Source organism: Streptomyces sp. SDr-06 (assembly GCF_003324565.1).
Taxonomy (GTDB): Bacteria; Actinomycetota; Actinomycetes; order Streptomycetales; family Streptomycetaceae; genus Streptomyces.
On record NZ_QOLA01000022.1, the window covers coordinates 12,656 to 26,155 of the forward strand.

Annotated in this window: 14 protein-coding genes; 10 read left to right on the forward strand and 4 right to left on the reverse strand. The window is 72.2% G+C overall.

The features are described from left to right. Positions 1–9: 9 nt before the first annotated feature. The gene (gene cofC, locus DT019_RS31560) at positions 10–633 is read right to left on the reverse strand and encodes a 2-phospho-L-lactate guanylyltransferase (RefSeq protein ID WP_223279859.1); all 624 of its coding nucleotides are present in this window, start codon (positions 631–633) and stop codon (positions 10–12) included. Positions 634–879: 246 nt separating this feature from the next. Between cofC and DT019_RS31565 the strand changes: the two genes are divergently transcribed. Genes DT019_RS31565 through DT019_RS31575 form a run of 3 tightly spaced genes read left to right on the forward strand, consistent with a single transcriptional unit; the run spans position 880 to position 3,859 of the window. Next, on the forward strand, positions 880–1,632 hold the full coding sequence (locus DT019_RS31565; protein WP_114040394.1) for a lysophospholipid acyltransferase family protein: 753 nt from the start codon (positions 880–882) through the stop codon (positions 1,630–1,632). Beyond that, positions 1,629–2,642: an NAD(P)H-dependent glycerol-3-phosphate dehydrogenase gene (locus DT019_RS31570; RefSeq protein WP_114040395.1), complete on the forward strand. Its 1,014-nt coding sequence runs from the start codon at positions 1,629–1,631 to the stop codon at positions 2,640–2,642. The genes DT019_RS31565 and DT019_RS31570 overlap by 4 nt, the downstream gene beginning before the upstream one ends. Positions 2,643–2,701: 59 nt before the next feature. Further along, on the forward strand, positions 2,702–3,859 hold the full coding sequence (locus DT019_RS31575; RefSeq protein ID WP_114040396.1) for a D-alanine--D-alanine ligase family protein: 1,158 nt from the start codon (positions 2,702–2,704) through the stop codon (positions 3,857–3,859). On the opposite strand, the gene DT019_RS31580 is transcribed toward DT019_RS31575, so the two are convergent. Beyond that, positions 3,856–4,341 carry a DUF3515 family protein gene (locus tag DT019_RS31580; protein ID WP_114040397.1) on the reverse strand — a complete coding sequence of 162 codons (486 nt, stop codon included), beginning with the start codon at positions 4,339–4,341 and terminating at the stop codon, positions 3,856–3,858. The two genes, DT019_RS31575 and DT019_RS31580, sit on opposite strands and share 4 nt — an antisense overlap. Positions 4,342–4,361: 20 nt before the next feature. Next, entirely contained in the window at positions 4,362–4,595 is a 234-nt protein-coding gene (locus DT019_RS31585; protein ID WP_053727902.1) for an Lrp/AsnC family transcriptional regulator, read from the reverse strand. 223 nt (positions 4,596–4,818) lie between these two features. Between DT019_RS31585 and DT019_RS31590 the strand changes: the two genes are divergently transcribed. Next, complete coding sequence (locus DT019_RS31590) at positions 4,819–5,784, forward strand: thiamine-phosphate kinase (RefSeq protein ID WP_114040398.1); 966 nt, start codon at positions 4,819–4,821, stop codon at positions 5,782–5,784. Next, positions 5,781–6,563 carry a bifunctional hydroxymethylpyrimidine kinase/phosphomethylpyrimidine kinase gene (thiD, locus tag DT019_RS31595; RefSeq protein WP_114040399.1) on the forward strand — a complete coding sequence of 261 codons (783 nt, stop codon included), beginning with the start codon at positions 5,781–5,783 and terminating at the stop codon, positions 6,561–6,563. The genes DT019_RS31590 and thiD overlap by 4 nt, the downstream gene beginning before the upstream one ends. Positions 6,564–6,646: 83 nt before the next feature. Here the strand turns inward: thiD and rpmB are convergent, their stop codons facing one another. Continuing rightward, the gene (gene rpmB, locus DT019_RS31600) at positions 6,647–6,832 is read right to left on the reverse strand and encodes a 50S ribosomal protein L28 (protein ID WP_003957616.1); all 186 of its coding nucleotides are present in this window, start codon (positions 6,830–6,832) and stop codon (positions 6,647–6,649) included. Between the two features lie 292 nt (positions 6,833–7,124). Here rpmB and DT019_RS31605 point away from each other — a divergent pair, with 292 nt between their 5' ends. The 5 genes from DT019_RS31605 to DT019_RS31625 all read left to right on the forward strand — a co-directional run bounded on the left by DT019_RS31605 (position 7,125) and on the right by DT019_RS31625 (position 13,448). Continuing rightward, a complete protein-coding gene (locus DT019_RS31605; protein WP_114040400.1) occupies positions 7,125–8,732 on the forward strand; it encodes a DAK2 domain-containing protein in 1,608 nt (535 codons plus the stop codon). Positions 8,733–8,827: 95 nt separating this feature from the next. Beyond that, positions 8,828–11,050 carry an ATP-dependent DNA helicase RecG gene (recG, locus tag DT019_RS31610; protein ID WP_114040401.1) on the forward strand — a complete coding sequence of 741 codons (2,223 nt, stop codon included), beginning with the start codon at positions 8,828–8,830 and terminating at the stop codon, positions 11,048–11,050. 66 nt (positions 11,051–11,116) lie between these two features. Further along, positions 11,117–11,713: a 16S rRNA (guanine(966)-N(2))-methyltransferase RsmD gene (gene rsmD, locus DT019_RS31615; RefSeq protein WP_114040402.1), complete on the forward strand. Its 597-nt coding sequence runs from the start codon at positions 11,117–11,119 to the stop codon at positions 11,711–11,713. Positions 11,714–11,739: 26 nt separating this feature from the next. Continuing rightward, a complete protein-coding gene (gene coaD, locus DT019_RS31620) occupies positions 11,740–12,219 on the forward strand; it encodes a pantetheine-phosphate adenylyltransferase (protein WP_189390095.1) in 480 nt (159 codons plus the stop codon). A gap of 119 nt (positions 12,220–12,338) precedes the next feature. Then, positions 12,339–13,448, forward strand: a complete 1,110-nt coding sequence (locus DT019_RS31625) for a cell division initiation protein (protein ID WP_114040404.1) — start codon at positions 12,339–12,341, stop codon at positions 13,446–13,448. The last annotated feature ends 52 nt before the right edge of the window (positions 13,449–13,500 follow it).

Consider the following 13,500-nt stretch of genomic DNA (forward strand, 5'->3'; position numbering starts at 1 on the left):
ACCGCCAGCCTAGTGCCCCGGCACGGGATCGAGGGCGCCCCGCAGCGCGGCGGTGGCGGGGCCCACGCCCAGGGAGAGCGCGGCCCGCAGATCGGCGCCCGTGTCGACGTCCCGGCGCACCGAGTCCACCCCGTCGAGCAGGATTTCGGCCGCCCCCGACGCACCGTGGGCGGCCCGTGAAGGACCGCCGAAAACCGGGTTCAAATCGGCGCCGGGAGCCGCCGAAAGGAAAGTCGTGCCGATTCCCGCCGCATCCGAGAGAAATGCACGCGGAAATGCGCCGGCCGCGGCGAGCACCCGGCCCAGTTCCGCGGGGCGCAGCGCGGGCAGATCCGCGTTGAGGGCGGCCACCGCGAGCTCCGGGCGCCGCGAACGCACCCGGTACGCCCCGTGTGCCAGCGCCGCGTTGAGACCCGCGCCGGGGGAGTCGGGCACGATGCGCGCCCCGAGCGCGGCCAGCTCCGCACCGGCCAGCGGATCGTCCGTGACGACCGCCACACCGCGCACCGCGGGACAGGCGAGCGCGGCCGCCACCGTGTCCAGCGCGAACGCCAGGGCCAGCCGCGGCCGCAGCGCCTCGCCGACGGCGGCCGTCAGCCTGCTCTTGCCCAGCGCCAAGGGCTTCAGGGGGATGACGAGGGACCAGCGGGCAGCTGTGGCGGTGTTCGTGGCGTCCCCTCCGTCCGGGCGCCGCCCCGAGTCGGCCGGGCGGCGGCGGGCTTCATTGTCACCCGCCCGGACGGCTGGCGCGCGGACCGGGGCGTACGGTGTTCTCGACAGACCAGGGGCCGGGGGCGACACTTTCCCCCAGCAGCCACGCAGGGTCAGTTCCCCCGGGTCGCAGAGGCCTGGCCGGGGTCCGCAGAGGAAGGTGTCCGAGTGTCCCGCCGCAGAATCGGCTTCTGGTACCGCCTGGCGGCGGTCATCGCAAAACCGCCGCTGGTCGTTCTGTTCAAGCGGGACTGGCGCGGAATGGAGAACATTCCGGCCGACGGTGGATTCATCACCGCCATCAATCACAACTCGTATCTGGACATGTTCTCCTACGGGCATTTCCAATACAACACGGGCCGGGTGCCCCGATTCCTGGCCAAGGCCGCGCTTTTCAAGGCCCCCGGCGTCGGGATCCTGCTGCGCGGCACCGGCCAGATTCCCGTCTACCGCGAGTCCACCAACGCCGTCGGCGCCTTCCGGGCCGCCGTCGACGCCGTGGAGCGGGGTGAATGCGTCGCCTTCTACCCCGAGGGCACCCTCACCCGCGACCCCAAACAGTGGCCGATGACCGCGAAGACCGGCGTCGCGCGGGCCGCGCTCCTGACCCGGGCGCCCGTCATCCCCGTGGCCCAGTGGGGCGCCAACCTGGCGATGCCGCCGTACGCCAAGGAGAAGAAGGTCCGCTTCTTCCCGCGCAAGACCCTTCAGGTGAAGGCCGGTCCGGCCGTGGACCTCGACCGGTTCTACGACAAGGAGCCCACCCCCGAGGTGCTGAAGGAGGTGACCGAGGTCATCATGGCCGCGATCACCTCGCTCCTGGAGGAGCTGCGGGGCGAGAAGGCACCGGAGAAGCCGTACGATCTGCGCCAAGTCCGCGCACAGCAGCGCCGCAAGGCCGCCGGGGAGGGCACCAAGTGACACAGGGCACCACCAAGGCAGCGGTGTTCGGGACCGGTTCGTGGGGCACGGCGTTCGCCATGGTCCTCGCCGACGCGGGCTGTGCGGTGACCCTCTGGGCCCGCCGCCCCGAGCTCGCCGAAGCGGTCAACTCCACGCGCACCAACCCGGACTACCTGCCCGGCATCGAACTCCCCGCGTCCGTGCGGGCCACCACCGACCCCGCCGAGGCCGCGGCCGGCGCGGACTTCACCGTCCTCGCCGTCCCCTCCCAGACGCTGCGCGACAACCTCGCCGCCTGGGCGCCCCTGTTGGCACCCGACACCGTGCTGGTCTCCCTGATGAAGGGCGTCGAACTCGGCACCGCCAAGCGGATGAGCGAGGTCATCGCCGAGGTCGCCAAGGTCGCCGAGGACCGCGTCGCCGTGGTCACCGGGCCCAACCTGGCCAAGGAGATCGCCAAGCGGATGCCGGCCGCCGCCGTCGTGGCCTGCCGCGACGAGGCCGTCGCCCAGCGCCTCCAGGCCGCCTGCCACACCCCTTACTTCCGCCCGTACACCAACACCGACGTCGTCGGCTGCGAACTGGGCGGCGCCGTCAAGAACGTCATCGGGCTCGCCGTCGGCATCGCCGACGGCATGGGTCTTGGCGACAACGCCAAGGGCTCGCTGATCACCCGCGGCCTCGCCGAGACGACCCGGCTCGGCCTCGCGATGGGCGCCGACCCGCTGACGTTCTCCGGCCTCGCGGGCCTCGGCGACCTCGTCGCCACCTGCTCGTCGCCGCTCTCGCGCAACCACACCTTCGGCACCAACCTCGGCAGGGGCATGACCCTGCAGGAGACCATCGCGGTCACCAAGCAGACCGCCGAGGGCGTCAAGTCCTGCGAATCCGTACTGGATCTGGCGCGTCGGCACGGGGTGGACATGCCCATCACGGAGACCGTCGTCGGCATCGTCCACGAGGGAAAGCCGCCGGTCGTCGCCCTCAAGGAGCTGATGTCGCGCAGCGCCAAGGCCGAGCGGCGCTGACCGCGCCGGGCCCCCGCGGCCATGGATGCGGCGCTCGGAACGGGTACCCTCAACGCGATATGAGCAGCGAGAACCTCCCCCAGAGCCCTGAGAAGCAGCTCCGCAAGCCGCGGGTGGCCGTAGTGTTCGGCGGCCGCAGTTCGGAACACGGCATCTCGGTCGTGACCGCCGGTGCGGTGCTGCGCGCCATCGACCGTACGAAGTACGACGTGCTGCCCATCGGCATCACGACGGACGGCCGCTGGGCGCTCACCGCCGACGAACCGGAGCGGATGGCGATCAGCGACCGGCGCACCCCGAGCGTCGAGGAGCTCGCCGAGTCCCCCGAGGGCGGTGTGGTCCTGCCGGTGGACCCGGCCAGCCGCGAAGTGGTCTACAGCGAGCCGGGCTCGGTGCCCAAGGTGCTCGGCGAGGTCGACGTCGTCTTCCCGATGCTGCACGGCCCCTACGGCGAGGACGGCACCCTCCAGGGCCTGCTGGAACTCTCCGGAATCCCGTACGTCGGCTCGGGCGTGCTCGCCTCCGCCGTCGGCCAGGACAAGGAGTACATGAAGCGCGTCTTCACCTCCTTCGGGCTGCCCGTCGGGCCCTACCTGGTGGTCCGCCCGCGCGAGTGGGAGCAGGACGAGAAGGCCGCCCGCCAGCGCATCGCGGACTTCGCCGGTGAGCACGGCTGGCCGCTGTTCATCAAGCCGTCCCGGGCCGGTTCCTCGTTCGGCATCACCAAGGTGGAATCCTTCGAGGGCCTGGACGAGGCCATCGCCGAGGCCCGCCGCCACGACCCTAAGTTCCTCGTCGAGTCGCTGCTGCGCGGCCGCGAGATCGAGTGCGGGGTCCTGGAGTTCGAGGACGGCCCGCGGGCGAGCGTGCCCGCGGAGATCCCGCCGGTGACCGCCCACGAGTTCTACGACTTCGAGGCCAAGTACATCGACTCGGCGGCCGGGATCGTGCCCGCACCGATCGGCGACGAGGCCACCGCCGAGGTGCGGCGGCTCGCGGTGGAGGCCTTCGAGGCGGCCTCCTGCGAGGGCCTGGTCCGCGCGGACTTCTTCCTCCAGGACAACGGCGAGTTCGTCATCAACGAGATCAACACGATGCCCGGCTTCACGCCGATCTCGATGTACCCGCGGATGTGGCAGGAGAGCGGCGTCGAGTACGCGGACCTGGTCGACAAGCTCATCCAGGCGGCGCTGCGACGGTCCACGGGGCTGCGCTAGGGCACGTCCAGCGTCTTGGGGACCGCCTGTGCGACGGGGGCGCCGAACGGCTGGAGCACGGAGGCGTCGTGCTCGTACCGCGTCCCCGTCAGCAGCTCGACATAGGGCTCCCGGTACTGCGTGATGAAGCGCGGCCCCTGGGAGCGGGGTTGCACGGTCCAGGAGACCCCCTCCACCTCGACCCCCGGATACTTCGGATCCGCCACCTCTTCGGGGCGGGGGATCCCGCAGCGCAGTACGATCTCCGCGTCCCCGTCCCCCCACCGGGCCGTCAGCGGCGAATCCGGGGTGGGGTCGTGCCGCTTCTGCCCGGCCACGGTGCCGGGCAGGAGTTTGTCGAGGGCGGCGCAGGCGGCCGCCTCCTTCGCCGGTGGTGAGGGAACCGCCACCTTCGCGGGGGCGTCGGACGAAGAACAGCCCGCGGCCGCCAGGAGGGCGACCGCGGGCAGGACGAGAAGCGGCCGGCGGCGAGAGAGAGTCACCGGCCCAGGGTAAGCGGGGGCTACAGATGGACGACCGGGCAGGTCAGCGTTCTGGTGATGCCGTCCACCTGCTGGACCTTGGCGACCACCATGCGACCGAGTTCGTCGACCGTCTCGGCCTGGGCGCGCACGATCACGTCGTACGGTCCGGTCACGTCTTCGGCCTGGATCACCCCAGCGAGCTTTCCGATGGCCTCGGCGACTGTCGACGCCTTGCCCACCTCGGTCTGAATGAGGATGTACGCCTGTACCACGGAACCTCCAGGGCGGCCACGAGGATCATGTGGGGGAGAGAAAGAGACGCCACGGTACCGCGTCGCCACGCGCGACGGGGAGACCCGCGCGAGCGGCCGCTCACGCCGTGCGGCGAGAGCGGCCATGAAGTTGACGTATGTGTTGACGGTACCCACGCCCGTGACCGCTCGCGACCGCAGGCGCACGGGGCAGAAGGGGTACGAAGATGAGAGGTGGGACACGGTGAAAGGCACTGTGGGCGAGTTGGGGGAGTTCGGGCTCATCAGGGAGCTGACCTCCCGGCTCACCTCCACCCCCGCGGTCCGGCTGGGGCCGGGCGACGACGCCGCGGTCGTGACCGCACCCGACCGCAGGGTGGTCGCCAGCACGGACATCCTCCTGGAGGGGCGCCACTTCCGGCGCGACTGGTCGACGGCGTACGACGTGGGCCGCAAGGCGGCCGCGCAGAACCTGGCCGACATCGCCGCCATGGGCGCGGTGCCGACCGCGGTCCTGCTCGGCCTCGTCGTCCCGGCCGAGCTGCCGGTCACCTGGCCCACCGAGCTGATGGACGGCATCCGCGACGAGTGCCAGGTCGCGGGCGCGGCCGTGGTCGGCGGCGACATCGTGCGGGGGGACACCATCACCGTCGCCATCACCGCACTCGGCGACCTGCGCAACCACGAGCCGGTGACCCGGGCCGGCGCTCAGCCCGGCGACGTCGTCGCGGTGACCGGCTGGCTCGGCTGGTCGGCGGCGGGCTTCGCGGTGCTCTCGCGCGGATTCCGCTCGCCGCGCGCCTTCGTCGAGGCACACCGCCGCCCCGAGCCGCCGTACCACGCGGGCCCCGCGGCGGCCGGTCTCGGCGCCACCGCGATGACCGACGTCAGCGACGGCCTGGTCGCCGACCTCGGCCACATCGCCGAGGCCAGCAAGGTCCGCATCGACCTGCGTTCGGGCCTCATCGACATCCCGACGCAGATGAGCGACATCGGCCAGGCCGTGGGCGTCGACCCGCTCCAGTGGGTGCTCACCGGCGGCGAGGACCACGCGATCGTGGCCACGTTCCCGCCGGACGTGAAGCTGCCCGCCCGCTGGAAGGTCATCGGCGAGGTCCTCAACCCGTCCGCGCTGCCCACCGTCACCGTGGACGGCGCACCCTGGACCAGCAAGGGCGGCTGGGACCACTTCGGGGACGATCCCGCGTGATCCCCCGTGTGCTGACCGTCGCCGGATCCGACTCCGGCGGCGGCGCCGGCATCCAGGCCGACCTCAAGACGATGCTGGCCCTCGGCGTGCACGGCATGAGCGTGATCACGGCCGTCACGGCGCAGAACTCGCTCGGTGTGCGGGGCGCCTGGGAGCTTCCGGTGGAGGCGGTGCGGGCCCAGTACCGGGCCGTCGTCGGCGACATCGGCGTAGGCGCCGTGAAGACCGGCATGCTGTCCTCGGCCCCCCTCGTGGAGGCCGTCGCCGAACTGCTCGCCGCCACCGACGCCCCCGTCGTGGTGGACCCGGTGGGCGTCTCCAAGCACGGCGACCCGCTGCTGGCGGCCGAGGCCCTCGATTCCGTACGGACGAGGCTGCTGCCCGCCGCGACCGTGGCCACGCCCAATCTCGACGAAGTGGCCCAGCTCACCGGCGTGCACGTCCAGGACGAGGACGGGATGCGCCGGGCCGCGGCCGCGATCTTGGAGTTCGGGCCCCGGTGGGCGCTCATCAAGGGCGGGCACTATCCCGGCGACGCCGTGGACCTGCTCACCGACGGCACCGAGGAGCACTGGCTGCGCTCGCCGCGCCTGGACAACCGCCACACCCACGGCACGGGCTGCACCCTGGCCTCGGCGCTCGCCTGCGGCCTGGCCCGTGGCCTCACTGTCCCGGAGGCGACCGGGGCGGCCAAGGAGTACGTGACCGGCGCCATCCGCGCGGGATTCGCACTCGGGGCGGGCATCGGCCCCGTCGACCACGGCTGGCGCTTCAGGTAGCGGGTACGGCAAAAAGCCGGTCCACCGAGGTGGACCGGCTTTTCAAGGCAACCGCAGGGGCTGCGCTACGACAGACGTCGCAATTAGCGCGAGACCTTGCCGGCCTTGATGCACGAGGTGCAGACGTTGAGCCGCTTCGGCGTCCGACCGACCACGGCACGCACACGCTGGATGTTCGGGTTCCAGCGACGAGACGTACGGCGGTGCGAGTGCGAAATGTTGTTGCCGAAGCCCGGCCCCTTGCCGCAGACGTCGCAGTTGGCAGCCACGGGTCACTCCAAAAGCTTCAGATGCATTAAATGCACTTACAGTGAAATCCGGCGCACCGGAATCAGAGATCTGAAGTGGCTTGCCGGGGGAATTGGCCCGACTCTCGTCGGGCAACCGAAGCAGCATACAACGGCTGCTCCTGAGATACGAAACTACCACGACCCCGGCCGCCCCCGCCCCGGACCCCGGGCCGCCCCCGGGTCTACTCTGCGCTCAGAGCCTGTGTCTGCACCCCGCCCGGATGCAGCCACGGGCTCTCATCCGCTTCCCGCCCGCAAGGAGGAACACCCGGTGCCGCAGACCCTCGATGCCGTCGCGGTACGCGGCTGGTGTGCGCTGGCGCTCGACGCGCTGGGCCGCGACCGCGAGGCGATCGACGCGATCAACGTGTATCCGGTCGCGGACGGGGACACCGGCACCAACCTGTATCTGACGATGGAGTCCGCGGCGCAGGCCGTGGAGGCGGTGTTCGCCGCCTACCCCGAGCCGCCCGTCTACGACGGCGTCCCGCCCACCTCCGACGTCGTACGGGCCATGGCGCACGGCGCGCTGATCGGCGCCCGCGGGAACTCCGGCACGATCCTCGCCCAGCTCCTGCGCGGCATGGCCGAGGTCGTCGCGGAGGACGGGGGGGACCTCGCCGCGGCGCTGCGCCGGGCCGCCTCCGCCGCCTACCTGGCGGTCGCCCACCCCGTGGAGGGCACCGTCCTGTCCGTGGCCACCGCCGCCGCCAAGGCGGCCGAGAACGCGAGCGGCGCCCCGGCCGCGGTGGCGCAGGCCGCGTACGCCGGGGCCCGCGACGCCCTGGACGCCACGCCCTCCCAGCTCCCCGCCCTCGGCCGCGCGGGCGTCGTGGACGCCGGCGGCCGGGGCCTGGTGACCGTTCTCGGCGCCCTGGTGCAGGCCCTCTCCGGCGAGGCCCCCGTCGTACGCCACGAGGCGCGGGTGCCGGTGCCCGTGGAGGACTGCCCGGCCGAGCCCGCCGCGGCGGGACCCGCCTTCGAGGTGATCTACCTCCTGGAGGCCGACGACGCGGCCGTGGACCGGCTGCGGGCCCGGCTCGACGGGCTCGGCGACTCCCTGGTCGTCGTCGGCGGCGACGGGCTCTGGAACGTCCATGTGCACGTGGACGACGCGGGCGCCGCCGTGGAGGCCGGCGTCGAGTCGGGCCGGCCCCACCGGATCCGGATCACGCACTTCGAGCAGCCGGCCGTGGTCGAGCCGCCCCGGGAGCAGGTCCAGCGGGCCGTGGTCGCCGTCGTACCGGGCGAGGGTCTGGCCGGGCTCTGCGCCGAGGCGGGCGCGACGACCGTGCTGGCCCGGCCCGGCGAGGCCCCGGCCAGCGGGGAGCTCGTCGAGGCGATCCGGCGCGCGCACGCCCGCGAGGTCGTGCTGCTGCCCAACGACGCCGAGCTGCGCCACACGGCCGCGGCCGCCGTCGAACAGGCGCGGGCCGAGGGCATCCGGGTCGCGCTCATCCCGACCCGGGCCGCCGTCCAGGGCATCGCGGCGCTCGCCGTGCACGCCCCCGAGCGGCGCTTCGACGAGGACGTCGTCACGATGACCTCGGCCGCCGGCGCCACCCGGCACGCCGAACTGGCCGTCGCCGAGCGGCAGTCGTGGACGATGGCCGGGGTCTGCCAGGCCGGGGACGTCCTCGGCCTCATCGACGGCGACGTCGTGGTCATCGGCCAGAACCTCGCCGACACCGCCCGCACCGTCCTCGACCGGATGCTGGCGGCGGGCGGCGAACTGGTCACCCTCGTCGTGTCCGCCGACGCGCCGCAGGAGCTGGCCGCCCAGCTCGCGTCGCACGTCAGCAAGGCCCATCTGGCGGTCGACACGGTGGTGTACGAGGGCGGCCACCAAGGGGTTCCGCTGCTCATCGGCGTCGAGTAGACCCTCCCCGCACGGCGCCGGGGGAGGCCCCGCGTCGCCGGTGTGACCAGCGGTTGTCCACAGCCCTGGGCGGGCTGTCAGTCCGGTGGTGTGCAATGGATCGCGTGCCTGCGCTCGAAGAACCACTGAAGAAGCTGCTCGGCGGACCCACCGCGAAGGTGATGGCCGAGCACCTCGACCTGCACACGGTCGGCGACCTCCTGCACCACTACCCGCGGCGGTACGAGGAGCGCGGCCAGCTCACCAAGCTGGCCGAGCTGCCCCTCGACGAGGACGTCACGGTCGTCGCCCAGGTCGCCGACGCCCGGGTGCACACCTTCAACGGTGGCCGGGGCCAGCGCCTGGAGATCACCATCACGGACGGCAGCGGCCGCCTCCAGCTGGTGTTCTTCGGGCGGGGCATCCACAAGCCGCACAAGGAACTGCTGCCCGGCAGCCGCGCCATGTTCGCGGGCAAGGTGTCGATGTTCAACCGGCGCATGCAGCTCGCCCACCCCACCTACGCGAAACTCGGCGCGGATCCGGCCGACGGGGACGGCGCGGACGGAGGGGTGGACATCGCCTCGTGGGCGGGCGCCCTGATCCCGATCTACCCGGCCTGCAAGGGCCTGGAGTCCTGGAAGATCGCCAAGGCGGTCGACGCGGTCCTGCCCAGCGCCCAGGAGGCCGTCGACCCGCTCCCCGAGACGCTGCGCGCGGGACGCGGCTTCGTCCCGTTGCCCGAGGCCCTCCTCAAGGTCCACCGGCCGCACAGCAGGGCCGACATCGAGGACGCGCGCCGGCGCCTGAAGTGGGACGAGGCCTTCGTCCTCCAGGTGGCGCTCGCCCGCCGACGGCACGCGGACGGCCAACTCCCGGCCGTGGCACGGCGACCCGCGCCCGGCGGCCTGCTCGACGCCTTCGACGCCAAGCTGCCCTTCACCCTCACCGAGGGCCAGGAGAAGGTCTCCAAGGAGATCTTCGACGACCTGGCGACGGAGCACCCGATGCACCGCCTGCTCCAGGGAGAGGTCGGCTCGGGCAAGACGATGGTCGCGCTGCGCGCCATGCTCGCCGTGGTCGACGCGGGCGGTCAGGCCGCGATGCTCGCGCCCACCGAGGTCCTGGCCCAGCAGCACCACCGCTCCATCACCGAGATGATGGGCGAGCTCGCCGAGGGCGGGATGCTGGGCGGCTCCGACCTCGGCACCAAGGTCGTCCTGCTCACCGGGTCCATGGGGATGCCCGCCCGGCGCCAGGCCCTGCTCGACCTGGTCACCGGCGAGGCGGGCCTCGTCATCGGCACCCACGCCCTGATCGAGGACAAGGTGCAGTTCCACGACCTGGGCCTGGTCGTCGTCGACGAGCAGCACCGCTTCGGCGTCGAGCAGCGCGACGCCCTGCGCGGCAAGGGGAAGCAGCCCCCGCACCTGCTCGTCATGACGGCCACCCCCATTCCGCGCACCGTCGCCATGACCGTCTTCGGCGACCTGGAGACCTCCGTCCTGGACCAGCTGCCCGCCGGGCGCTCGCCCATCGCGAGCCACGTGGTCCCCGCCCAGGACAAGCCGCACTTCCTGGCCCGCGCCTGGGAGCGGGTCCGCGAGGAGGTCGACAAGGGACACCAGGCGTACGTGGTGTGCCCGCGCATCGGCGACGACGAGGAGGAGGCCAGGACCGCCAAGGGCAGGAAGAAGGCCGAGGAGGCCGAGACCGCCGACAAGCGGCCGCCGCTCGCCGTGATCGAGATCGCCGACCAGCTGTCCAAGGGCCCGCTCCAGGGGCTGCGCACCGAGATCCTGCACGGCCGGATGCAGCCGGACGACAAGGACGACGTGATGCGCCGGTTCGGCGCCGGCGAGGTCGACGTGCTGGTCGCCACCACCGTCATCGAGGTCGGGGTGAACGTGCCGAACGCCACCGCGATGGTGATCATGGACGCCGACCGGTTCGGCGTCTCCCAGCTCCACCAGCTGCGCGGCCGCGTCGGCCGGGGCTCGGCGCCCGGCCTGTGCCTGCTCGTCACCGACATGCCCGAGGCGAGCCCGGCCCGGGCCCGGCTCAACGCGGTCGCCTCCACCCTCGACGGCTTCGAGCTCTCCCGCATCGACCTCGAACAGCGCCGCGAGGGCGATGTGCTGGGCCAGGCCCAGTCCGGGGTGCGCTCCTCGCTGCGGATGCTCACCGTCATCGACGACGAGGAGGTCATCGCCGCGGCCCGCGAGGAGGCCGTCACGGTCGTCGCCACCGACCCCGGGCTCGACGGGCTGCCGGGGCTGCGCACCGCGCTCGACGCCCTGCTGGACAAGGACCGCGAGCAGTACCTCGACAAGGGCTGACAGACTGGGGGAGCACATCCGACGCAGGACCCCCCATGACCCCCATGGACACCGACAAGGACTGAGATGACCCGCGTGATCGCCGGCCGGGCCGGTGGACGCCGCCTCGCCGTACCGCCGGGCACCGGCACCCGCCCCACCTCCGACCGGGCGCGCGAGGGCCTCTTCTCCACCTGGGAGGCGCTGCTCGGCACGCTCGACGGCATCCGGATCGCCGATCTGTACGCGGGCTCCGGAGCCGTCGGCCTGGAGGCGCTCTCCCGGGGCGCAGGGCACGCCCTGCTCGTCGAGGCCGACGGCCGCGCCGCCCGCACCGTTCGCGACAACGTGGCCGCGCTGAAGCTCCCGGGCGCCGAGGTGCGTACCGGCAAAGCGGAGCAGATCGTGACAGGCCCGGCACCCGCCGACCCGTACGACGTGGTCTTCCTGGACCCGCCGTACGCCGTCACCGACGACGATCTTCGGGAGATCCTGCTCACACTCCGCCGCGGGGGCTGGCTCGCCGAGGACTGCCTCGTCACCGTGGAGCGCAGCACCAGAGGCGGGGAATTCGGCTGGCCCGAAGGATTCGAAGCACTGCGGGCCCGTCGATACGGCGAGGGCACGCTTTGGTACGGTCGCGCCGCCTCCACGTGCGAAAACGCACCGAGAGACACCCCATGACCGGACCGGAGAGCGAGGGACATCAGTTGCGCCGCGCCGTCTGTCCGGGGTCCTTTGACCCCATCACCAACGGACACCTCGACATCATCGCCCGCGCCTCCCGGCTGTACGACGTCGTACACGTCGCGGTGATGATCAACCAGTCGAAGCAGGGCCTGTTCACCATCGAGGAGCGGATCGAGATGATCCGCGAGGTGACCGCCGACCTCGGCAACGTGGAGGTCGAGTCCTTCCACGGCCTGCTCGTCGACTTCTGCAAGCAGCGGGACATCCCCGCGATCGTCAAGGGCCTGCGGGCCGTCAGCGACTTCGACTACGAGCTGCAGATGGCCCAGATGAACAATGGCCTCTCGGGCGTCGAGACCCTGTTCGTGCCGACCAACCCGACGTACAGCTTCCTGTCGTCCTCGCTGGTCAAGGAGGTCGCGACCTGGGGCGGAGACGTCTCCCACCTGCTGCCGGCCACCGTCCACGAGGCGCTGGTCGCGCGGCTCGCCGAGAAGTGAGCCGCCGGGCGGTGCCCGAGTCGTGAGCTGACAGCTCGTCACCCGGTGTCGGGCGGGCGCCGACTGGCCTTACAGTCGTCCCGTCCGTCTCCAATCCGTTAGAAGAGTGGCGATCACCGGTGGACGTGCAGAAGAAGCTCGACGAGATCGTCGAGGTGGTCGGCAGCGCCCGGTCCATGCCCATGTCGGCCTCGTGCGTGGTCAACCGCGCCGACCTCCTGGCCATGCTGGAAGAGGTGCGCCAGGCCCTGCCCGGCTCGCTCGCCCAGGCCCAGGAGCTGATCGGCGGCCGTGAGCAGATGGTGGAGCAGGCCCGCCAGGAGGCCGAGCGGATCATCGAGTCCGCGCACGCCCAGCGCGGCACCCTGATCTCCGACACCGCCGTCGCCCGCCAGTCCCAGGACGAGGCGGACCGGATCCTGGAGGAGGCCCGCAGGGAGGCCGAGGAGATCCGGGCCGAGGCCGACGACTACGTCGACTCCAAGCTCGCCAACTTCGAGGTCGTCCTCACCAAGACCATCGGCTCCGTGGACCGGGGCCGCGAGAAGCTGCTCGGCCGCGGCCCCGGCCTCGACGAGCAGGGCAACACCGACGAGGACGCCCCCGAGTACAGCGCGGACCCGCAGACGCTGATCCACCGGGCCGACGAGTACGTCGACGCCAAGCTCGGCGCCTTCGAGGCCGTGCTCGCCAAGACCCTCGAAGCCGTCGGCCGCGGCCGGCGCAAGCTGCACGGCCACACCGCCTCCGACGAGCTCGGCGCGCACATGGCCGCCCAGGACGCCGCGGGCGGCCTGCACCAGCACACCAGCGACGCCGACTACCTGGCCGGCCTCGCCGAGCTGGCCGATCCGGACCCGGCCGCGGCCCACGCCGCCGCCCACGCCCCGGCCGAGCCGCACATCCCCGCCCAGCAGCAGCCCCAGGCGTACGACCCGTACGGCTACCAGCAGCCCCAGCAGGACCCTTACGCGTACCAGCAGCATCAGCAGCCCCAGCAGCAGGAGCAGTACGCGCAGTATGGATACGGCCAGCAGGACCCGTACGCCTACGACCCCAACCAACAGCAGTACGCGGGCGCGGCCGACGCCGGGCACTACGGCGGGCCGCCGCAGCAGCAGCCCCAGCAGCAGAGCGCGCTCGATGAGACCAGCCTCTTCGACACCAGCATGATCAACCTGGATCAGCTGCGCGCCTATGAGCAGGGGCACGGACAGAACCGCTCGTAGCGGCCGGGACCGGAGCGGACCGGGACCGGATTGGGCCTATGGCGGCCGGTCC